We start from the raw sequence: 20,516 nt of genomic DNA on the forward strand, positions 1-20,516 counted from the left end.
CTGAAATCTTGTGTTGACCTCAAGCGACCCGGACATCTAGCGTCCATCTTACGCACGAGATAGGACATGGGATGTCCCATGTTCTACCTACCCAGGAGGCATCCGTGAGCTCTGAGTTCAGCCGCCGCGACTTCCTGCGCTACAGCGGAGCGACAGGTGCGGCGGCGTTCGTCGCGGCCACCCTCGCCGCCTGTTCCGGAGGTCCGGCCTCGACCGGCTCCGTCGGCGCCGGTTCGAACAAGGACCTGATCACCGCGGTCATCGGCTACGGCAACGACCAGAGCTGGGACCCGACGCAGACCGCCTCGGCCTTCGCCATGGCCGGCATCCAGCACGTCTACGAGGGCCTGCTCGACACCGACCCGATCACCCGCGAGCCGTACCCGGCGCTCGCCACCGCGCTGCCGTCCGACCTCAACGCCACGAGCTGGACGTTCACCCTGCGCGAGGGCGCCAAGTGGCACGACGGGCAGCCGGTCACCGCCGACGACGTCGTCTTCACCTTCCAGCGGGTGCTGGACCCGGAGGCGAACGTCCTGGTCGGCAACTTCTTCCGCGCCTGGCTCCAGGAGGTGAAGAAGACCGGCGAGCGGACCGTGGAGCTGGTGCTCAAGTTCCCCTTCCCCGACGCCGCGCCCCGGCTCACCATCGCCAAGATCATGCCGAAGCACGTGTTCGGCCAGCCGGGAGCCTGGGACCAGGCCAAGGGCGGCAAGGCGGTGGGGTCGGGGCCGTACAAGCTGGTCCAGCACAACCCGAAGTCCAACACCGCCTTCGAGGCGTTCGACGGCTACAACGGCCCCCGCCCGGCCACCGTCAGGAAGATGAACTGGCTGACCATCGTGGACGCCTCCGCGCGGGTCGCCAAGATCTCCGGCGGCTCGGCGGAGGCGCAGATCGCCGACAACATCCCGTACGCCAACGTCGACCAGCTCAAGCAGCAGGGCCTGAGCGTCGAGGGCGGCAAGGGCATGAACCACATGTTCCTGATGTTCAACACCGCCGCCAAGCCCTTCGACGACGTACGGGTCCGCCAGGCGCTGCACTACGCGATCGACAAGCGGAAAATAATCGACGTGGCGCTGAAGGGCCACGGCACGGCCTCCAGCTCCTTCCTCAACGAGGGCCACCCCGACCACCAGCGGGCCTCGGTCGTCTACGACTACGACCCCGACAAGGCCAAGGCCCTGCTCAAGGAGGCGGGCGTCAGCGGCCTCACGGTCAACCTCATGGCCGTCAACGTGAGCTGGATCGCCGACTGCCTGCCCACCATCGCCTCCTCCTGGGAGGCCGTCGGCGTCAAGACGACGCTGGAGCCGCAGGACACCGCCGCGCTGTTCACCAAGATGGACCAGTTCCAGGACTACCAGGTGGTGGCCGCCGCCTCGAACCCCAACCAGTTCGGCATGGACGCCGACCTCATCCTGCACTACAACTACGTGCCCGGCGGCCTGTGGATGAAGTACAGCCACTGGGACGGCACCGACGACGCCAAGAAACTCTTCGCCATGATGGACGAGGCGAGCAAGGAGACCGACCCGGCCAGGAAGCGCGACCTGATCCACAAGTACCTGGACCTGGTCGCCGAGAAGGCCGTGCTCTACCCGGTCGTCCACAACGAGCTGATGACCGCCTGGGACCCGAAGAAGATCTCCGGCGTCCGCGCCCAGCCCTACCCCGGCATCAACCTGCTGCAGGCCAAGAGGACATGACGCTCGTCGCCCGGATGCTGCTGCGGCGGCTCCTCATCCTCGTCCCCGTGCTGCTCGGCGTGGTCGCGTTCGTGTTCGTCGTGATGCGCTTCTCCGGCTCCAAGCCCGAGTACGCCTACTTCCAGGGCGCGAACCCGACCCCCGAGCAGATCCACCAGTTCCAGGTCGAGAACGGCCTGCTGGACCCGCTGCCGCTCCGCTACGTGCGCTTCGTGGCCGACCTCGCCCGGGGCGACCTCGGCACCAGCGTGCTCACGAAGAAGCCGGTGCTGGAGTCGATCACCACGGCGCTGCCGCTGACCCTGCAGCTCACCTTCCTCGGCCTGGCCGTGGCGGTGGTGCTGGCGCTGGCGTTCGGCGTGACCGCGGCGCTGTTCCGCGACCGGTGGCCGGACCAGGTCATCCGCATGGTGTCGCTGATCGGCGTGGCCGCCCCCGCGTTCTGGCTGGCGCTGCTGATGATCCAGTGGCTGGCGGTCGGCGAGGGCCTGTTCCCGACCGGCGGCTACATCAACCCGGCCGACTCGGTGCCGGGCTGGCTGCAGTCGATGACGCTGCCCGCCCTGTCGTTGTCGCTGCCGATCGCCGCCCAGCTCACCCGCATCATCCGCACGTCCATGGTGGAGGAGCTGGACCGCGACTACGTGCGCACCGCCGTCGGCAGCGGCCTGCCCCCGATCGTGGTCGTCGGCCGCAACGTGCTGCGCAACGCCCTCATCAACCCGCTCACCGTGCTGGGCCTGCGCATCGGCTACCTGATCGGCGGCACCGTCGTCATCGAGACCATCTACGGCCTGCCCGGCATGGGCCAGCTCATGATCAACGCGGTGCGCGACGGCGATCCCGCCGTCGTGCAGGGCGTCGTGCTCACCATCGCGGTCGGCTTCATGGTCGTCAACCTCGTCGTGGACGTGCTCTACCTGCTGGTCAACCCCCGTCTGAGGAGCGCCGCATGAGACGTGGACAGACCGCGCGCCTGACCCGGCCCGGCATCCGCTTCCGCCGGCTGAAGCCCCTGTCGTGGGCCGCGGTCGCCGTGGTGGCCGTGGTCGTGCTGGCCGCGCTGCTCGCGCCGTGGATCGCGCCGCACTCGCCGTACTTCCAGGAGGCCGCCGGCGGCGGCCCCTCGGCCGCGCACTGGATGGGCCTGGACAGCGCCAACCGCGACATCCTGTCCCGCCTGCTGTACGGGGCCCGCTGGTCGCTGCTCATCGGCCTCGGCGCGACCGGGCTCGCCCTGGTCGCCGGCGCGCTGGTCGGCGCGGTCGCCGCCACCGCGCGGCGCGGCGTGGACGAGACCATCATGCGGGTCCTCGACGTGATCATGGCCTTCCCCGGCATCGCGCTGGCCGCGGTCCTCGTGGCCGTCTTCGGCGGCAGCATCCCGGTGCTGGTCATGGCCATGGCCTTCCTCTACATGCCGTCCGTGGCCCGGGTCGTGCGGGCCAACGTCATCGCCCAGTACGGCGAGGACTACGTGGCGGCCGAGCGCGTCATCGGCGCCCGCACCCCGCACATCCTGCTCAGGCACGTGGCCGTGAACTGCGCCGCGCCGGTGCTGGTGTTCTGCACGGTGATGGTGGCCGACGCGATCGTGTTCGAGGCGTCGCTGTCGTTCATCGGGGCCGGCGTGCGCCCGCCGAACCCGTCCTGGGGCAGCGTCATCGCCGACGGCAAGAACCTGGTGCTGCTCGGCGGCTGGTGGGCCACGGTCTTCCCCGGCCTGCTCATCCTGCTCACCGTGCTGGCGCTCAACATCCTCGCCGAGGGCATCTCCGACGCCTGGGCCGCGCCCGCCGCCCGCCGCGCCCCCGTCCGCGCGGACGAGGACGCCTTCGAGCGGGCCAGGCCCGGCACCGGCGAGGTCGTCGAGCTGCCCGGCCTGGCCGAGGCCGCCCGGCGGCTGGCCGGACGCGCCCGCCCCCTCCCCGAGGGCCCGCCGATCCTCGCGGTCGAGCGGCTGCGCATCGGGTTCCCGGACGCGGCGGGCGGGGCCGGCGTGGACATCGTGGACGGCATCGGCTTCGAGGTGCGCCCCGGCGAGGTGCTGGGCCTGGTCGGCGAGTCCGGCTGCGGCAAGTCGCTGACCGCGCTCACCGTCATGGGCCTGCAGCCCCGCGAGGCCCGCGTCAGCGGCCACGTCCGCTTCGGGCAGCGCGAGCTGCTCACCGAGTCGCGCCGCGCCCGCCGCCGGCTGCTCGGCCACGAGATGGCGATGATCTACCAGGACGCGCTGTCCTCGCTCAACCCCGCCATGACCATCCGCGCCCAGCTCAAGCAGCTCACCCGGCGCGGCGGCCGGCGCACCCCCGCCGAGCTGCTGGAGCTGGTCGGCCTCGACGCCCGCCGCACGCTGCCCGCCTACCCGCACGAGCTGTCGGGCGGCCAGCGGCAGCGGGTGCTCATCGCGATGGCGCTCTCCCGCGACCCCAAGCTCATCGTCGCCGACGAGCCCACCACCGCGCTCGACGTGACCGTCCAGGCCCAGGTGATCGAGCTGCTGCTGCGGCTGCGCGAGGAGCTGGGCTTCGCGCTGATCCTCGTCTCCCACGACCTCGCGCTGGTCGCCGACGTCACCGACCGCGTCGTCGTCATGTACGGCGGCCAGATCGTCGAGGCCGGCGCCACCCCCGCCGTGGTCGGCGCCCCCGCCCACCACTACGCCCGCGGCCTGCTCGGCGCGGTGCTGTCGCTGGAGTCGGGCGCCGAGCGGCTCACCCAGATCCGCGGCGTCGTGCCGTCCCCGGCCGACTTCCCGCCCGGCTGCCGCTTCGCCGACCGCTGCCCGATGGCCACCGACGTCTGCCACGCCGAGACCCCGGTGCTGACCGGCGACGCCACCCACGCCGTGGCCTGCCACCACCCCGTCCGCGCGAGGAGCGAGCAGCATGCTTGAGCTGAAGGACGTGCACGTCGTGCACCGGGCCCGCTCGGGCGGGCTGTTCACCCGCGACCGCGTCCACGCCCTGACCGCCGCGAACCTCACGATCGCCCCCGGCGAGACGGTCGGCGTGGTCGGGGAGTCCGGCTGCGGCAAGTCGACGCTGGCCAGGGTCCTGGTCGGCCTGCAACGCCCGGCCGCCGGCACGGTCACCTTCCACGGCCGGGACCTGTGGGCGCTGAAGGAGCCCGAGCGGCGCGCGCTCGTCGGGTCGAGCGTCGGCATGGTCTTCCAGGACCCCTCCACCGCGCTCAACCGGCGGCTGCCGGTCCGCCAGGTGCTGCGCGACCCGCTCGACGTGCACCGCGCGGGCACCCCCGCCCAGCGCGAGGCCCGGGTGCGCGAGCTGCTCGACCTGGTCGGCCTGCCCGCCTCCGCCGCCGCCGCGCTGCCCGGCCAGCTCTCCGGCGGCCAGCGGCAGCGCGTCGCCGTGGCGCGGGCGCTGGCGCTGGAGCCCGAGCTGGTCGTCGCCGACGAGCCCACCAGCGCGCTCGACGTGTCGGTCCGCGCCCAGATCCTCAACCTGCTGCTCGACCTCAAGGAACGGCTGGGGCTGGCGCTGGTGTTCGTCTCGCACGACATCCAGACCGTCCGCCGGATGAGCGACCGGGTCGTGACCATGTACCTGGGGCGCATCGTCGAGCAGGCCCCGGCCGGGGACGTGCCGCTGCGGGCGCGGCACCCGTACACGCGGGCGCTGTTCTCGGCCACCCCCGGGCTGATCTCGCCGATCAACCCGATCCCGCTCGTCGGCGTCGTGCCCTCGGCCACCCGCCCGCCGAGCGGCTGCCCGTTCCGCACCCGCTGCTGGCGGGCGGACGACGTGTGCGCCGCCGAGATGCCCGCCGCGCGCACCGCCGACGAGCACCACCTCTTCCACTGCCACCACCCGGTGGCGGCCGGAGCGACCGACGTAGAACTGATCCAGGAGCGTTCATGAGTTTGACGGGTGTCATCCCCCCGGTCTGCACCCCTTTGACCCCCGAGTACGAGGTGGACGCCGCCTCGCTCGTCCGGCTGGTGGACCATCTGCTGGCGGGCGGGGTGGACGCGCTGTTCGTGCTCGGGTCGTCGTCGGAGGTGGCGTACCTGACGGACGCGCAGCGGCGGGTGGTGCTGGACACCGTCGTCGGGCACGTGGCCGGGCAGGTGCCGGTGCTGGCCGGGGTGATCGACATGACCACGCCCCGGGTGCTGGAGCACGTCAGGTCGGCGGTCGCCGCCGGGGCGAGCGGGCTGGTCGCCACCGCGCCGTTCTACACCCGCACCCACCCGGAGGAGATCCGCACGCACTTCCGGACCATCGCCGCGCGCGGCGGGCTGCCGCTGTACGCCTACGACCTGCCGGTGTCCGTGCACACCAAGCTGCCCGCCGAGCTGCTGCTGGAGCTGGCCGCCGAAGGGGCGCTCGCCGGGGTCAAGGACTCCAGCGGCGACGACGGCGCGCTGCGGCGGGTGATCCTGGGCCGGCAGCGCGGCCAGGGGACGCCGTTCAGCGTGCTGACGGGCTCGGAGGTCACCGTGGACTCGGCGCTCTGGATGGGGGCCGACGGGGTCGTCCCGGGTCTCGGCAACGTGGACCCGCACGGCTACGTCCAGCTCTACCGCAGCGCCGAGCGGGGCGACTGGGAGGCGGCCAGGGCGGAGCAGGAGCGGCTGGTGCGGCTGTTCGAGATCGTCCGGGTCGGGGGCGCGCGCATGGGCGGCAGCTCGGCGGGGCTCGGCGCGTTCAAGGCCGCGCTGCACCTGCGCGGCGTCATCGACTGCCCGCTCACCGCGCTGCCGCAGATCCCGCTCGACGACGACGAGACCGGCCGCGTCGGCAAGCTCCTCGCCGCCGCCGGGCTGCTCTGACCGGGCTGCACTTACCGGGCGGGCCCCTTCAGCCGATCACGCCGGGCTGGCGAGCTGCGCGATGTCCTCCGCGCCGTCCTCGATGAGCTTCGAGGCCAGGTCGGACAGCGCCCGCCCGGCGGCCAGCTCGTCGCCGATGCCGGGCACGGGCCGGTCGCCCGGGTTGCGGCGGGCGTGCCCCACGCTCTCGTGCCGCTTGCCGTCGGGCGTGAACAACACCGCCGTGGCCGTGGTCAGCGCGTCGTCATCGGTCTCGCTGATCCAGATCTGGACGTTCCACTGCTTGTACTCCACGACGAACACCTCCCTCTTCCGAGCTTCCTCCTCACACCCGTCGAGGTAAAGGCGGTCAGGCCGTGACTTGGGCCTCCGGGGCGACCCGGGCCAGCCAGGCCGCGGCCTCCCCGGCGGGCAGCACGCGCCGCAGCCGCACCGACGGGCGCATCAGCGGGTAGCGCCCGCTAGGGCGCCACGGGCGCTCGTACGGCGGCGGGCCGAGGACGACGACGCGGACCCCGTCCAGGCGGGGGATGTCGGCCGGGCGGCCCTCGTCCCAGACGCGCCTGCCGTGGCCGTCCGCCAGCGTGAACGGGCCGCGCACCGGCAGCCCGCCCGGGTCGTCCAGGGCCTCGGCCAGCAGCGTGCGGAGCTGGGAGTTGTCGCCGATCCCGCCGATCACCACCTCGTAGCCGCGGCCGGCCGGGCGGTGCAGCACGATCAGCCGCTCGTCGTCGAGCACGCGCAGCAGCCCGGCCAGGCACTCCAGGTCGGCGCGCTCGTCCAGCACCGTGCCGAGGGCGGCGATCAGCCGTTCGCGGCCCGGCAGGGCGCGCCGCAGCCGGGGCGAGAGCTGCAGGATCGACAGCACCGGCCGGGTCCGCAGGTGGGCGAGGGACCAGGCGCCGACCAGCTCCACCGCCGTCTCGCGGGTGAGCGGCGCGGCCGTCAGGCGGTCGGCGGTGGCCTCGGTCCAGCGGTGGTCGTCGGCCACGGGCTCGGGCGGCCGGCCGCCGGTCGCCGACCGCCAGTACGCGGCGAACGCGCCGGCCAGCTCCAGGCAGTCGCTCAGCTCGTCCACCAGCGGCCCGGCCACCGGCTCCGGGTCGCCGCCCAGCTCGGCCAGCGCGCCGCAGAGCACCCCGAGCCGGGCGCCGAGCCGTACGGGGACCCGCTCGAAGAGGTCCCCGAGCCGGGCCAGCGTGGCCGTCAGCGCCGGCTCGCCGGCGGTGCGGGCGGCGGCGTGCAGCCGCGGCAGGAGGTCGAGGAAACGTGCGGGGTCCCGGTCGGCCGCGGCGCGGTGCAGTTCGTCGGTGAGTTGATCGAGCATTGCGGCAGGCTATGACACCAGGGGTGACGGAGGACCCTCTTTGGGGGTGAAGCCGGTTACGACCGGCGGACGATCCGGTAGCGCCGCCTTGCCCCGGCCCTGCGCGGCCGGGGCCCGGCCGCGCAGGCCGGCCCCGGGCGGTGCGCATCAGCTCCGGCCCGCCATGCCGCGCTCGATCGCCTCGATGATGCGCGGCCGCATCTCCGCGGCGCTGATGATGGCGTCCACCGAGCCGACCTCCACCGCCCGCTGGATGCTGTGCACCCGGTCGAACTCGGCGGCGACCTCGCCCAGCTTCTCGGCCCGCACCGCCGCCTGCACCTCGACCAGCCGCGCGTTGAGCGCGGCCCGCTCGGCGCCGCTGGCCGCCGAGATGCGGCTCTGCAGGTCGGTGACCCGCTCGTCGGTCGCGGTGCGGTGGCTGACCTCGCTGGCGAACACCACAGCCGCCGCCGGCGCCCCGCCGAGCACCGAGGCGAAGGAGCCCTCCAGCGCCAGCACGGTCAGGTTGGGGTTGAGCGCCTTGGAGAACACCACGAACGCGCCGCCGTGGTAGCGGGAGATCACGCAGAACACGATCGGCCCGTCGAAGTTGACGATCGCCCGCCCGATCTCCGCGCCGTACTCCAGCTGGAGCTTGCGCATCGACTCGGGCGAGCCGTCGAACCCGGACAGGTTCGCCAGCACCACCAGCGGCCGGTTGCCGGAGGCCGCGTTGATCGCGCGCGCGGTCTTCTTCGACGAGCGCGGGAACAGCGTGCCGGCCGTGTAGGAGTCGGGGCCGTCCGTGGGCGGGAAGCCGCGCCGCGGCACCGAGCGCGACTCGATCCCGACGAGGCAGACCGGCCACCCGCCGATGTGCACGTCCTGGACGACCGAGGTCTCCGCGTCCTCCATGCCCGCCCAGCGCTCCAGCACCGGGTGGTCCTGGTCGGACAGGGCGCGCATCACGGTCCGGATGTCGAACGGCTTCTTCCTGTCGGGGTTCTTCGCGGCGGAGAAGATCTCGCCGACGGTGGCGAAGTCGCTGCCGGCGATCAGGTGCGGGTAGCCGGAGACGTCGCGGTCGGCCGGGTCGGCGGTCTCCGCGCGCCGGGGCGCGCTCTCGCCGGGCACGACGTAGGTGTGGTCGTAGTGCGCCATCAGCACGTCGCGGGCGGCCTGGAGGTTGGGCGCCCAGTACTGGGCCTGGCCGTTCGGGCCCATGACCCGGTCGTAGCCGCCGATGCCGTAGTTGTCCTCGGCCGACACGCCGCCGGAGAAGTCGAGGGCCTGCTTGCCGGTGAGCACCATCGCCGAGTCGGGCGTCATGACCAGCACGCCCTTGGTGTGCATGAGCATCGTGGCCTCGGCGTTCCAGTACGGCTGCGCGCCCACGTTGATGCCGGACACCACGATGTTGATCTCGCCGCCCGCCTGGGTGAAGGTGACGATGCGCTTGAGCGCCGCCGCCACCCAGTCCATGTTCTCGGTGCCGGAGGACATCGAGATGCGCGCGCCGGCCGACAGCGCGTACCACTCCAGCGGCACCCGCATCCGCTCGGCCAGGTCGAGCGCGGCGATCACCCGCGAGCACTCCGGCTCCGACAGCGCGCCGAGCGCCTTGGTCGGGTCGCCGAGCAGCACCACGCGGGTGACGCCCTCGGGGTGCCGCACGGTCGGGGTGGTGACGACGCCCGCCACGATCGCCGCCGAGTTGCGCCCCTTCGGCCGGTCCACCGGCACGAGCGCGCCGTGCTCGTCGAGGTCGTGCTCGACGAAGTGGCCGAGCATGCCGGTCAGCTCGTACGGGTACACGTTGCCGCGCCGGGCCGCGCGCAGCACCTTCTGGCGGTAGTCGTCGAGGGGCCGCACCGGCTCGGTGGACGGCTTCTCCACGAACAGGCTGGCGCCGCGGCCCGCGTCGAGCGTGATGCGCACCGCGACCTCGCTCAGCTCGCCCGCGGCGTTGCGCTGGCGGGCGACGAACTCGACCTCCTCCAGGCCGGCGCCCGCCGTGGTCGGCAGGATGCGCTGGACCAGGGCGTTCAGCTCGTCGTGGGACAGCTCGGTGGACGGCCAGACGTACATCATGATGCGGTTGGTGTCGAGCCGCCGGTTCTGCGGGCGTTGCAGCTGGATGTTGCGGATGGCGTCCAGGCCGGCGATGATCGCGTCCTCGACGGCGGGCAGCGCGACCAGCCGGCCGTCGGCCTCGCGCAGCGGCGTCAGGTCGCGCACCTGGCCCATCGCGATCAGCCGCTCGTCGGCGGCGTTGCTCTTCGCGACGGCCTTGAACAGGTAGATCTCCTCGTCGGCGGACGGCAGCCGGGTGAGGTCGAACTCGCGCCACCGCTGGAGCTGCAGGCGCCGGGCGATCTGCGGGTGAATCCCGCGAATCAGCCGATCCTCCACCAGCCCCTGCCCCCCACCGGTTTCCCGCGGCTCCTCGGGGCGGCCCGCATCCGTCCCCTGCCCATCGGGACGGCCACCGGTCGACCGCGGCTCCTCGGGGCGGCCCGCGTCCGTCCCTTGCCCAGCGGGGCGGCCACCGATCACCCGCGGCCCCTCGGGGCGGCCCGCATCCGTCCCCTGCCCATCGGGACGGCCACCGGTCGACCGCGGCTCCTCGGGGCGGAAGGTGAAGTGGTGGTGGATGACCGCCCCGCTGGTGCCCGCCACGATGACCGTGACCCGGCGCACGCCGGCCGGCATGGCGTGCTCGGCGAGCAGCCCGCTCAGCCGTACGGCCATCGCGTCGGCGTCGGGCTGGTCCTCCCAGGTGACGTAGAGGTCGGCGACCAGCCCGCGCTCCTCGGCGTCGGCGGCGAGCGCGCCGACCGCGCCGATGGCCCCGGGCAGGGCCTCGATGTCCACGGCGGTGGCGACGACCCGCGTCGGCCGGCCGCCCGGGTCGGTGCGCTCGGCGGTGACGAACCGGCAGCCGCCGCTGTCCCGGACGCTCACCTCCGACAGGCCGCGGTTGCCGTAGTAGCGGCGGGTCAGCACCTCCAGCAGCGGCGCGTGGTCGCGTCCCGCGTGCCCGATGCGCTGGCCGATCAGCCGGACCAGCGGCTCGGCGCTGGCCACCATCGCCTGGATCCGCTCGGCGCGGTCGGGCGCCTGCGGGTCGCGGTCGAGGTGGCGCAGGTGGTCGCGGACGGAGGCGTACACCCTGGCCCGGTTGCGGCGCAGCAGCGGCTGGGCGAACCAGCGGAACACCACGCCGCGGGCCAGGTCGGAGACCGTGGGGAAACGCACCTGGGTGGCCTCGACCAGGCGTTCCAGGGTGAGCCCGGCGGGCTCGCTCAGCGACTCCAGCGGCGGCGCGCCGGCCAGCCACTGCCGCAGCAGCTCCGAGACGATCGCGACGTCGGTGCTCATGCGCTGCTGGGCCAGGAAGATCCGGAAGACCGCGGCCTCCAGCTCCGGCGTGCGGTCGAAGCCGTCGACGCCGTAGTGGGCCAGCACCTTGGCGAGCTTGGCCTGGAAGCCCTCGGTCAGGCCGGCCCGCTCGACGTCGAGGCTCTTGAGGTAGCTGTGGAAGAACTCGCGCGGGCTGTGCACCGCGCTGTGCGGCTCGGTGTCGGCGTCGCCGCCCGGGGTGTTGCGGCTCAGCTCGCACAGGTCGGCGAAGACGGTGAGCAGGTCGAGCTCGCCCTCCAGCAGCCGCCCGCCCAGCTCGGCGCGGGCGGCCAGGTAGTCGGAGAGCGCCCGCTTGGAGTCGTACGGGTCGGCGTCGAAGCCGAGCAGCAGGTTGCGGAGGTCCTGCAGCGCACGCTCGACCCGGCCGGCGGCGGACAGGTCGGCGGGCTCGGCGGGCAGGTCGACCTCGACCGGGCCGGCCTCCTCGCGCGGCCCCTCCTCGCCCAGCGGCTCCAGGCGCAGGAGCGGCGCGCCGGTCCCGACCTGGCTGCCCACCGACACGGCCAGCTCCCGTACGCGGGCGCGGAACGGCGCGCGCAGCACCGTCTCCATCTTCATGCTCTCCAGCACCAGGATCGGGGCGCCCGCCTCGACCTCGTCGCCGACCGCCAGCGGCGCGCCCACGACCAGCGCGGGCGCCGGGGAGCGGACGACGCCGCCCTCGTCGCGGCTGATCCGGTGCGTGACGCCCTCGACCTCGACCAGGTGGATGGGGCCGTGCGTGGCCGACACCAGGCGGAAACGCTCGCCGTTGACCACGATCGTGGCGCTGTGCGCGTCGAACCGCTCCACCTCGACGTCGGCCAGGGCGCCGGAGACGGCCACCCGGTAGCGCCGCCCGCCGGTGCGGGCCACGCTCACCTGGTAGCCGACGCCGCGCAGCTTGAGGTCGAGCGGGCGGCCGGGGTCGTGCCTGACCTGGGGGCGGCCGCCGTACGCGGTGGACAGCAGCCGCCGGCGGCTCAGCTCCTCCTCCTCGCGGTAGGCCTCGATGGCGACGGCGGCCAGCGCGATCGCCGAGTGGCGGTGGCTGACCAGGCGGCCCTCGGCGCGCACCCGGTCGATCCAGCCGGTGTCGGCGCTGGCGTCGATGACCTCGGGCTGGTCGAGCAGGTCGAGCACGAAGCTCTTGTTGGTGGCGCCGCCGTCGATGAGCACGGTGGTGTCGGCCATGGCGCGGCGCAGCCGGCCGAGCGCCTGCTCGCGGTCGCGGCCGTAGGCGATGATCTTGGCGATCATCGAGTCGAAGTCGGCCGGGATGGTGTCGCCCTCGCTGACGCCGGTGTCGACGCGGATGCCGGGCCCGGCGGGCAGCGCCAGGCGGGCGATGCGGCCGGGGGACGGCGCGAAGTCGCGGTCGGGGTCCTCGGCGTTGAGCCGGGCCTCGATGGCGTGCCCGGACTCGACCGGCTGCGGGCCCTCCAGCCGGCCGCCCGCGGCCACGTGGAGCTGGAGGCGCACCAGGTCGGTGCCGGTGGTGATCTCGGTGATCGGGTGCTCGACCTGGAGGCGGGTGTTGACCTCCAGGAAGGCGAAGATCCGCTCGCCCGGGTGGTAGAGGAACTCGACGGTGCAGGCCCCGCGGTAGCCGACGGCCACGGCCAGCCGCTCGGCGGACGCCTTCAGCTCGGCCGCCTGCTCGGGGCTCAGCACCGGCGAGGCGGACTCCTCGATGACCTTCTGGTTGCGCCGCTGCACCGAGCAGTCGCGGACGCCGAGCGCCCAGGCGGTGCCCTGGCCGTCGGCGATGACCTGCACCTCGACGTGGCGCGCGCCGGTGACCAGCCGCTCCAGGAAGACGACGCCGGAGCCGAACGAGCGCAGCGCCTCCTGGCTGGTGCGCTCGTAGGCGTCGGCGAGGTCGGCGGCCGAGGCGACCATGCGGATGCCGCGCCCGCCGCCGCCCGCGGTGGCCTTGAGCATCAGCGGGTAGCCGATGCGCTCGCCGGCCTCCAGCGCCTCCTCCAGCGTGGCGACCGGGCCGCGGCTCCACGGCGCGACCGGGACGCCGACCTCCTCGGCGATCAGCTTGGCGCCGATCTTGTCGCCGAGCCGGCGCATGGCGTCCGCGCTCGGCCCGACGAAGGTGACGCCGATGCGCTCGCACAGCTCGGCGAAGGCGGGGTCCTCGGCGACGAACCCCCAGCCGACCCAGGCCGCGTCCGCCTCGGTCGCGACGAGCGCGCGCTCCAGGACGGCGTGGTCGAGGTAGGGCCGGGCGGCGGCGGGGCCCAGCGGGTAGGCGAGGTCGGCCTCGCGCACGAACGTGGCGTCGCGGTCGGCGTCGGTGTAGAGCGCGACCGTCTCGATCCGCTTCCCGGTCTCCGCGGACAGGTCACGGACGGTGTGGATGAGCCGCATCGCGGCCTCTCCGCGGTTGACGATGGCGACGCGACTGAACACCGGTTGAATCTCCCAACTTCTCGGCCAAAAGGCGACGTTCGTCCCGCGGCGTCGCCTCCACCTGTCTATACCTTGCTCGATCACCACCGGGCACACGATGTCCGTATCGCTCATGCCCGGGGCCTCGCGTTGTAGGAAACCTTCAAAAAGGCGCCGTGCCCCTGCCCTGACGCGGTCACCGCATTCCCGTACAACGCGAAAGGGGCCGAGCCATCGGCTCGACCCCTGTTCGGACTGGTGCGCCGCCAGGGACTCGAACCCCGGACCCGCTGATTAAGAGTCAGCTGCTCTGACCAACTGAGCTAGCGGCGCAACAGGTGTAACTGTATCAGCCGCGGCGCACTGCCCGCACATCCTCTCGCGATCAGCCGAGCCTGGCGGCCAGGCTGCCGTACGCCCCGATCACCAGGTCCCAGAACCGGGGCACGTCCAGCGCGGTCGCGACCAGCGCGTTCGGCCGGCGTCCGGCCAGGTCGAAGTCGGTGACGGTCATGCCCCGGGTGTAGAGGCCGGCCGTCTCGACGTTGACGACCGCGGGCACGCAGGTGAACAGGGACGGGTCCAGCGTGTACGCCACCGCGCACGCGTCGTGGATGGCCGGGCCGGAGTCGTCCGTCACCGCCTTGTACGACTGAGACCCCGCCACCAGCAGCTCGGCCAGCCTGCCGAGCGGGCGCATCCGCTCCAGCACGGCGGTGTTCACGACGGCGGTCAGGGTCACGTCGAGGCCCAGCATGGTGACCGTCCAGCCGGCCTCGAAGACGATCGCGGCGGCCTCCGGGTCGGCGAGCATGTTGAACTCGGCGGCCGGGTTGTGGTTGCCGCGCGTGTAGGAGCCGCCCATGATGACCAGGTCGCGGGCCCACTCCACGACGCGCGGCTCCTTGCGCACGGCGAGGGCGAGGTTGGTGAGCGGGCCGATGGCGACCAGCGTGATCTCGCCGGGCGCGGCGCGGAGGGTGTCGATGATGAAGTCGACCGCGTGGCCTTCGGCCGCCTTGCGCACGGCGGCGGGCAGCACGACGGCGCCGAGGCCGCTCTCCCCGTGGATGTGGCCGGCCCGTACGGTGTGCCGCAGCAGCGCGCCGGCGCTGCCCGGCGTCACCGGCAGGTCCCCGAGCTCCAGGAACTCCCGCAGGGCGAGGGCGTTCGCCGTGGTCAGCGGGAGGTCGACGTTGCCGCCCACCGTCGTGACGCCCACCAGGTCGAGGGCGTCGCGGGAGCCGGCGGCCAGCGCCAGGGCGAGGGCGTCGTCGATGCCCGGGTCGCAGTCGATGAGAACTTTCTTCACGGGATCGGAGGATACGCACCGCTTCGGGGGAGCCTGACCGGAGGCATGGATCGGGCCGGGCAGTTCCCCCAAATCTGCCCGGCCCGATCGGTGGCGGTCCAGGCCGACGCTTTCCCCCAAAAACGCCGGCGGTCCCGCACTGGCGGCTCGCGGTCCCCCTCCGCGTCCGCTTCGGTGAAGGTCGTTCGGTCAGGTGCCAGTGCTGTGCTCCTGACCTGCTATAACGCTACCGAGACGAATGCAACGGTCGCGTCATAACGGGGTCGAATATCTGTTTAATCCGACTACGGAAGTTCCCGACTAGGGCAGCTCCAGCCGAACCTCCGTACCCTCCTGCAACGACCTGCTCACCGTGCAGTACTTCTCGTGCACCCGCCCGGCCACCGCCCGGAACACCTCGTCGGCCGCCTCCGACGGCAGCTCGACGTCGTAGGTGACCGTCACCGGGCCGAGCTTGTTGGGCTCGGCCTTCTCCGCCTCCACCGTCATCGCCAGCCGGACCAGCCGGTGGCCGCGCTTGGCGGTGAGCGGCTCGACCGTCACGATGTTGCAGCCGCCCACGGCGGCCAGCAGCAGCTCCACCGGCGTGAACACGCCCTCGTCCGCGCCGCCGCCGATCCGCACCTCCGCCCCGCGGGCGTTGGTGGCCCGGAATCCGCCGTCCTCAGTCCGTTCGACACGCACGTTAGCCATGTTTCAGACCCTACTCAGAAAGCTTTCATGTTCGTTCAGGATCGTTGATGGCATGGCAAGCGAGGCGCATGCTCATCACGGTCCCGTTCTGTTCTGGTGCGGTGTCGCGGTAGCCGAGTTCGGCGCGATCCAGCCGGGGTTCGGTTATCCCTGGCGGCCCACCGCGTACGTCGCCGCCGCGCTGCTCGTGGCGCTCGGCCTGCTCACCGTGCAGGCCGCCGGACGCCTCCGCACCGAGGAGGCCAGGCAACGGCTGCGGCTGGCCTCCTACCTGGCCGGCGCGCTGCTGGTGGCCCATCAGTTCAGCTCGCCCGCGTACGTCACCGGCCTCAGCCGGGTCGGTTCGCTGCTGCTGTACGTGCTGGCCGCGGCGCTGGCGGTCTGGAGCCACTCGCTCCCCCGCTCCACCAAGGGCACCCTGCTGATCGCCGACGGCCTGGGCGAGGCCGCGCTGCGGGCCCGGCTGGCCGCCGCCGGCGACGACACGGTGACGATCTACCGCACCGACCGGGTCACCGACGAGCTGCGCGAGCTGGCGGCCCGGCACCGGCTCATCCTGGTCGAGGGCGGCGAGCACGACCCGCGGGCCAAGGAGCGCGTCAGCGCCTCCGGGCTGAGCCGCGAGATCCCCGACATCGCCGAGCGGGCCGTGGTGGTGGCCGGTCCGCGGCGTTTCCAGCGGTACGTGCGCGGCGCGTTGTCGCGGCTGGCCGTGCCGAGGTCACAGATCTATTTCAAATCAGGGCAAAACGTTTAGCCCCACCATACGTCCCGCGTGCAACGGTGGTTCGCGGACAAGGAGGCAAGGTGACGACTTTCCCCGGAACCGCCCGCGTCGAGCTGATCTCCGGCCTGCCGGTGAGCGTGGACATCCGCACGGCCCTGCCGGCCCGCGAGCTGACGCCCCTGCTGGACGACGCGTTCGCCTGGCTGCGTTGGGTGGCCGACACCTTCGACCCCGGCAACGTCGACAGCCAGATCGCCCGGCTCAACGAGGGGCGCACCATCCGGCAGGTCCCCGAGCTCATCGAGGTCCTGCACCGCTGCGACGAGCTGAGCGCGGCCACCGACGGCTGGTTCGAGGCCCGCATCAAGGGGGTCATCGACCCCTCCGGCTACATCAAGGGCTGGGCGCTGGAGCGGCTGTCGCGCGCCCTGTCCAACGCGGGGGCCGGCGACCACCGCATCACGGCCGGCCACGACGTCCGCGTGCGCGGCTCGGCCGCCCCCGGCGAGCGCTGGCGCGTCGGCGTCCGCGACCCGCGCCGCGACGTCGTCCGCAAGGTCGTCTTCGCCCACGACCTCGGCATCGCCACCTCGGGCGGCGCCCCCGTGCTCGACCCGCGCACCGGCGTGGCGCAGGAAGGGGTCGGCTTCGTCACGGTGCTCGGCCCCGACCTCGGCGTGGCCGACGCCTACGCCACGGCCCTGTACGCGATGGGCCCGGCCCTCGGCCGCCGCTTCGCCGCCGAGCTCGCGGCGAAGGGGCCGTACGAGAGCCTGATCGTGGGCCGCGACGGCCAGGAGTTCACCACGCCGGGCTTCGCGGCCCACGGCGGCGCCGAGTCCCGCCTCGCCGGCTGAGCGCGGTGCCGGGGCCGGGGGCGCGGGGTCAGGCGTCGGGGTGTTTGCGCAGGTAGTCGAGGTACACCGGGCGCAGCGCCTCGCCCAGCTCGCCCTCGCCCGCGGCGATCGCGTCGGCCAGCAGCGCCGACACCTTGGTGAGATCGGCGTCCGTCTCGTGCCCGGCGGCGGCCTCCGCGGCCGGGATGACCTTCAGCAGTTCCCACAGGAAACCGAGATCGCCATGGCGCACGGCGTAACGCACCGCGCGCTCGTGCAACTCGTGTGCCGGCAGAGACTCGAGCCCGTTCGCGTCCATCTCACTCCTTCTTCCCCGCACGCCTCTTCCCCTCGCAAGGGCGGCGATAACCGGTGACTACGAAGAGTGACGGCCGGGCACCTAATGACTTACGACCCTATCGCGGCGGCGATCACAAGTGGGAGGATCAACCAGCGTGAGATTCATCATCAGAACCGTCGCGGCGGCGGTGGCCCTCTGGGTGGCCATCCAGTTCGTGCCCGGCATCGACGTCAACGCCTCCACCAACTCCGCCAAGTACTGGGGCGTCCTGCTGCTGGTGGCGCTGATCTTCGGCATCGTGAACGCGATCGTCAAGCCCATCGTGAAGGCGCTGGGCTGCGCGATCATCGTCCTGACCCTGGGGCTGTTCCTGCTGGTGATCAACGCGGCCATGCTCCTGCTGACGAGCTGGATCTCCGGCCAGCTCGACATCCCCTTCCACGTGGACAACTTCTACCCGGCGGCGTTCTGGGGCGCGATCATCGTGAGCGTCGTGAGCTGGGTGCTGGGCCTGATCCTCCCCGACGGCGACTGACCCCGCGCATGCCGAAGGTGGTGCTGCTCGACGGCGCCGGGCTGACCTGCGCGCAGGTCAGCGACGTCGCCCACGGCCTGGCCCGCGTCGAGCTCGGCCCGGCGGACCGGGCCCGGGCCGCGTGGGTCACCGCCCGCGAGCTGACCACCCCGGTGTACGGGCGCAGCACGGGGGCGGGGGCCAACAAGGACGTACCGGTGCAGGAACCGGGGCTCGACCTGCTGCGCAGCCACGCCGTCACGGCCGGGCCGCCGGTCGAGCCGGCCCGGGCGCGGGCGATGCTCGCGGTCCGGCTCAACCAGCTCGTGGCGGGCGGCTCGGGCATCGACCCCGCCGTCCTGCCGGTGCTGGCGGACGCCGTCAACCACGGCTTCACGCCGCCGATCGGGACGTACGGGGCCATCGGCACCGGCGACCTGCCGGCCCTCGCCACCACGGCCCTGTGCCTCCTCGGCGAACTCCCCTGGCACCACTCCCCCTCCGGCGCCGCGGCCGGCCCTCACCCAGGGGACGTGGCCGAAGGGGCGCCCGCCGAGCCGCGGTTCGCGCTCGCCTCCGGGGACGCGTTGCCGTTCATCAGCTCGGGGGCCGCCACCCTGGCCGACGCCGCCCTCGCCTGCCACCGCCTCCGCGGCCTGCTCGAAGCCGCGATCGGCGTCGCCGCCCTGTCGTTCACCGCCGTGGGGGCCTCCGCCGAGCCGCTGGCCGCCGCCGTGCAGGAGGCCCGCCCGCACGCCGGGCAGGCCGCCGTCGCCGCCCGGCTGCGCGGGCTTCTCGCCCGCGAGCAGGCCGCCCGCCTCCAGGACCCGTACGGCTTCCGCGCCTTCGCCCAGGTGCACGGGGCCGCCGTGGACGCCCTCGACCGCGCGACCGCCGCCGTCGAGACCGACCTGAACGCCGCCACCGAGAACCCGCTCTTCGCCGGCTCCCTGGCCTGGCACAACGGCAACTTCCACGCCGCCCCGATCGCCCTGGCCCTGGACGCCCTGCGCGCCGCCGTCGCCCACACGGCCCAGCTCGCCACCGCCCGCCTGGCCACCCTTATGGACCCGGCCTACACCGGCCGCCACCGCTTCCTCGCCGACCGCCCGGGCGCGTCCGGCGTCCTGATCCTGGAGTACGTCGCGCAGGACGCCCTCGCCGAGCTGCGGCACCTCGCGAACCCGGTCACGACGGGCACGGCGGTCATCTCTCTCGGCGTCGAGGACCACGCCTCCTTCGCCGCCCAGGCCGCCCGGCACGCCCTGCGCTGCCTCGAACCGCTGGAGATCGTCCTGGCCTGCGAGCACGCCGCCGCCACTCGCGCCCTCCACCCCTCACCCCCGGACCGGCCCCTGACCACCGACCTCGCCACTTCCCGCCGAGCCCTCACCCACCCCGCCTGACCCCCGGCCCCGCCCGGGTGACTCCGGGGTGGGTGGGTCAGGAGGGGTGGCGGGCGACGGAACCTCGTTCGCGGAGGGTCGGGGACTGGGTGACGCGGCGGCGGCGCACCGGCCCGTCGGCGGCGGCCGCGACGAGCCGGACGGCCGCCCGCACGATGCCGTCGATGTCCCAGTCGACGGTGGTCAGCCCCGGCGTCAGCAGCCCCGACATCGGGTGGTCGTCGTAGCCCATGACCGACACGTCGCCCGGGATCGACAGCCCCAGCTCCTGCGCCGCCGCGTACACCCCGTAGGCGATGGAGTCGGCGAAGCAGAAGACGGCGCTGGGCCTGCGGGCGAGCAGGAGGTCGCGGGCGGACGCGGTGGCGGCGGCCAGCCCGTGGGGCGCGGTGGTGACCTCGATGTCCAGCCCCAGGCGGTCGGCCTCGGCGGTGACGTGGACGTCGGCGGGCCGGTCGGGGGTGCTGGCGCGGGTGGGGGTGAGGACGGCGATGCGGCGGTGGCCGAGGGCGCGCAGGTGCTCCAGGGCGAGGGTGACGCCGCGCCGGTTGTCGAAGATGACCTCGCCCGCCGTGCCCGGCAGCGAGTCGCCGATCGCGACCACGGGCAGCGACGCGCACAGCTCCTTCCAGAACGCGGCCGACGGGTCGAGCGGCTGGACGATCATGCCGTCGACCCGCTGGTCGCGGAGCTGCTGGGCGAGGGCCCGCTCGCGGGCCGGGTCGCCGACCGCGTCGAGGATCAGGGCGTAGCGGTCCTTCTCCCGCAGCCCTCTGCTGATGCCGACGGCCAGCGACTGCTGCCACAGGTCTTCGAGCGAGCCGCAGAGCAGGCCGATCATGCCGGTGCGCCCGCTGGCCAGGGCCCTGGCGATGGGGTCGGCCTCGTAGCCCAGCTCGGCCGCGGCGGCGCGGACGCGCTCCATCGTCTCCTCCGACACCTGCAGGCCGCGCAGCGCGTAGGAGACGGCCGCCGGCGACAGGCCGGTGGCCTGGGCCACTTCACGGATCGTGGCTCTCTTGCGAGGCATTACGCCAGCCTATTGCCTGCCACCGACAGAAACCGGTGACGTAGGACGACCAGCCGGATACACCGGGCTTGCGCGC

Annotated in this window: 16 protein-coding genes and 1 tRNA gene; 9 read left to right on the plus strand and 8 right to left on the minus strand. The window is 73.3% G+C overall.

What is annotated here, in order from left to right:
* The first annotated feature begins 104 nt into the window (after positions 1-104).
* The 5 genes from MF672_RS02280 to MF672_RS02300 are packed head-to-tail and all read left to right on the plus strand — an operon-like array spanning position 105 to position 6,507.
* Positions 105-1,712 (plus strand): ABC transporter substrate-binding protein, encoded by a 1,608-nt coding sequence (locus tag MF672_RS02280; RefSeq protein WP_242376103.1) that lies wholly within the window; start codon positions 105-107, stop codon positions 1,710-1,712.
* Positions 1,709-2,668, plus strand: coding sequence for an ABC transporter permease (locus MF672_RS02285; RefSeq protein ID WP_242376104.1), 960 nt, complete (start codon positions 1,709-1,711; stop codon positions 2,666-2,668). Before MF672_RS02280 ends, MF672_RS02285 begins: the two co-directional genes overlap by 4 nt.
* A complete protein-coding gene (locus tag MF672_RS02290) occupies positions 2,665-4,608 on the plus strand; it encodes a dipeptide/oligopeptide/nickel ABC transporter permease/ATP-binding protein (RefSeq protein WP_242376105.1) in 1,944 nt (647 codons plus the stop codon). The genes MF672_RS02285 and MF672_RS02290 overlap by 4 nt, the downstream gene beginning before the upstream one ends.
* Positions 4,601-5,593, plus strand: a complete 993-nt coding sequence (locus MF672_RS02295) for an oligopeptide/dipeptide ABC transporter ATP-binding protein (RefSeq protein ID WP_242376106.1) — start codon at positions 4,601-4,603, stop codon at positions 5,591-5,593. Before MF672_RS02290 ends, MF672_RS02295 begins: the two co-directional genes overlap by 8 nt.
* Complete coding sequence (locus MF672_RS02300; protein WP_242376108.1) at positions 5,590-6,507, plus strand: dihydrodipicolinate synthase family protein; 918 nt, start codon at positions 5,590-5,592, stop codon at positions 6,505-6,507. Before MF672_RS02295 ends, MF672_RS02300 begins: the two co-directional genes overlap by 4 nt.
* Positions 6,508-6,543: 36 nt before the next feature.
* On the opposite strand, the gene MF672_RS02305 is transcribed toward MF672_RS02300, so the two are convergent.
* From MF672_RS02305 to MF672_RS02330, 6 genes are all read right to left on the minus strand, one after another.
* The gene (locus MF672_RS02305) at positions 6,544-6,801 is read right to left on the minus strand and encodes a DUF1876 domain-containing protein (RefSeq protein ID WP_242376109.1); all 258 of its coding nucleotides are present in this window, start codon (positions 6,799-6,801) and stop codon (positions 6,544-6,546) included.
* 55 nt (positions 6,802-6,856) lie between these two features.
* Entirely contained in the window at positions 6,857-7,834 is a 978-nt protein-coding gene (locus MF672_RS02310) for a hypothetical protein (protein ID WP_242376110.1), read from the minus strand.
* Between the two features lie 147 nt (positions 7,835-7,981).
* Positions 7,982-13,642, minus strand: coding sequence for an ATP-binding protein (locus tag MF672_RS02315; protein ID WP_242376111.1), 5,661 nt, complete (start codon positions 13,640-13,642; stop codon positions 7,982-7,984).
* Between the two features lie 235 nt (positions 13,643-13,877).
* Positions 13,878-13,954 (minus strand) — tRNA-Lys (locus MF672_RS02320).
* 52 nt (positions 13,955-14,006) lie between these two features.
* Positions 14,007-14,933, minus strand: a complete 927-nt coding sequence (locus tag MF672_RS02325; protein ID WP_242376112.1) for a nucleoside hydrolase — start codon at positions 14,931-14,933, stop codon at positions 14,007-14,009.
* Positions 14,934-15,233: 300 nt separating this feature from the next.
* Complete coding sequence (locus MF672_RS02330) at positions 15,234-15,626, minus strand: OsmC family protein (protein ID WP_242376113.1); 393 nt, start codon at positions 15,624-15,626, stop codon at positions 15,234-15,236.
* Between the two features lie 52 nt (positions 15,627-15,678).
* Between MF672_RS02330 and MF672_RS02335 the strand changes: the two genes are divergently transcribed.
* Both MF672_RS02335 and MF672_RS02340 read left to right on the plus strand, forming a co-directional pair.
* Positions 15,679-16,383 carry a ferredoxin reductase domain-containing protein gene (locus MF672_RS02335; RefSeq protein WP_242376114.1) on the plus strand — a complete coding sequence of 235 codons (705 nt, stop codon included), beginning with the start codon at positions 15,679-15,681 and terminating at the stop codon, positions 16,381-16,383.
* Between the two features lie 50 nt (positions 16,384-16,433).
* A complete protein-coding gene (locus MF672_RS02340) occupies positions 16,434-17,210 on the plus strand; it encodes an FAD:protein FMN transferase (RefSeq protein WP_242376115.1) in 777 nt (258 codons plus the stop codon).
* A 28-nt stretch (positions 17,211-17,238) separates the two neighbouring features.
* Here the strand turns inward: MF672_RS02340 and MF672_RS02345 are convergent, their stop codons facing one another.
* Entirely contained in the window at positions 17,239-17,508 is a 270-nt protein-coding gene (locus MF672_RS02345; RefSeq protein WP_242376116.1) for a hypothetical protein, read from the minus strand.
* A 136-nt stretch (positions 17,509-17,644) separates the two neighbouring features.
* On the opposite strand from MF672_RS02345, the gene MF672_RS02350 reads away from it, so the two are divergent.
* Both MF672_RS02350 and MF672_RS02355 read left to right on the plus strand, forming a co-directional pair.
* Positions 17,645-18,025: a phage holin family protein gene (locus tag MF672_RS02350; protein WP_242376117.1), complete on the plus strand. Its 381-nt coding sequence runs from the start codon at positions 17,645-17,647 to the stop codon at positions 18,023-18,025.
* An 8-nt stretch (positions 18,026-18,033) separates the two neighbouring features.
* Positions 18,034-19,410 (plus strand): aromatic amino acid ammonia-lyase, encoded by a 1,377-nt coding sequence (locus MF672_RS02355; RefSeq protein ID WP_242376118.1) that lies wholly within the window; start codon positions 18,034-18,036, stop codon positions 19,408-19,410.
* Between the two features lie 37 nt (positions 19,411-19,447).
* Here MF672_RS02355 and MF672_RS02360 read toward each other — a convergent pair whose 3' ends face one another.
* Positions 19,448-20,440 (minus strand): LacI family DNA-binding transcriptional regulator, encoded by a 993-nt coding sequence (locus MF672_RS02360; RefSeq protein WP_242376119.1) that lies wholly within the window; start codon positions 20,438-20,440, stop codon positions 19,448-19,450.
* Positions 20,441-20,516: the final 76 nt, after the last annotated feature.

The sequence above is a fragment of the Actinomadura luzonensis genome, from assembly GCF_022664455.2.
Classification (GTDB): Bacteria; Actinomycetota; Actinomycetes; order Streptosporangiales; family Streptosporangiaceae; genus Nonomuraea; species Nonomuraea luzonensis.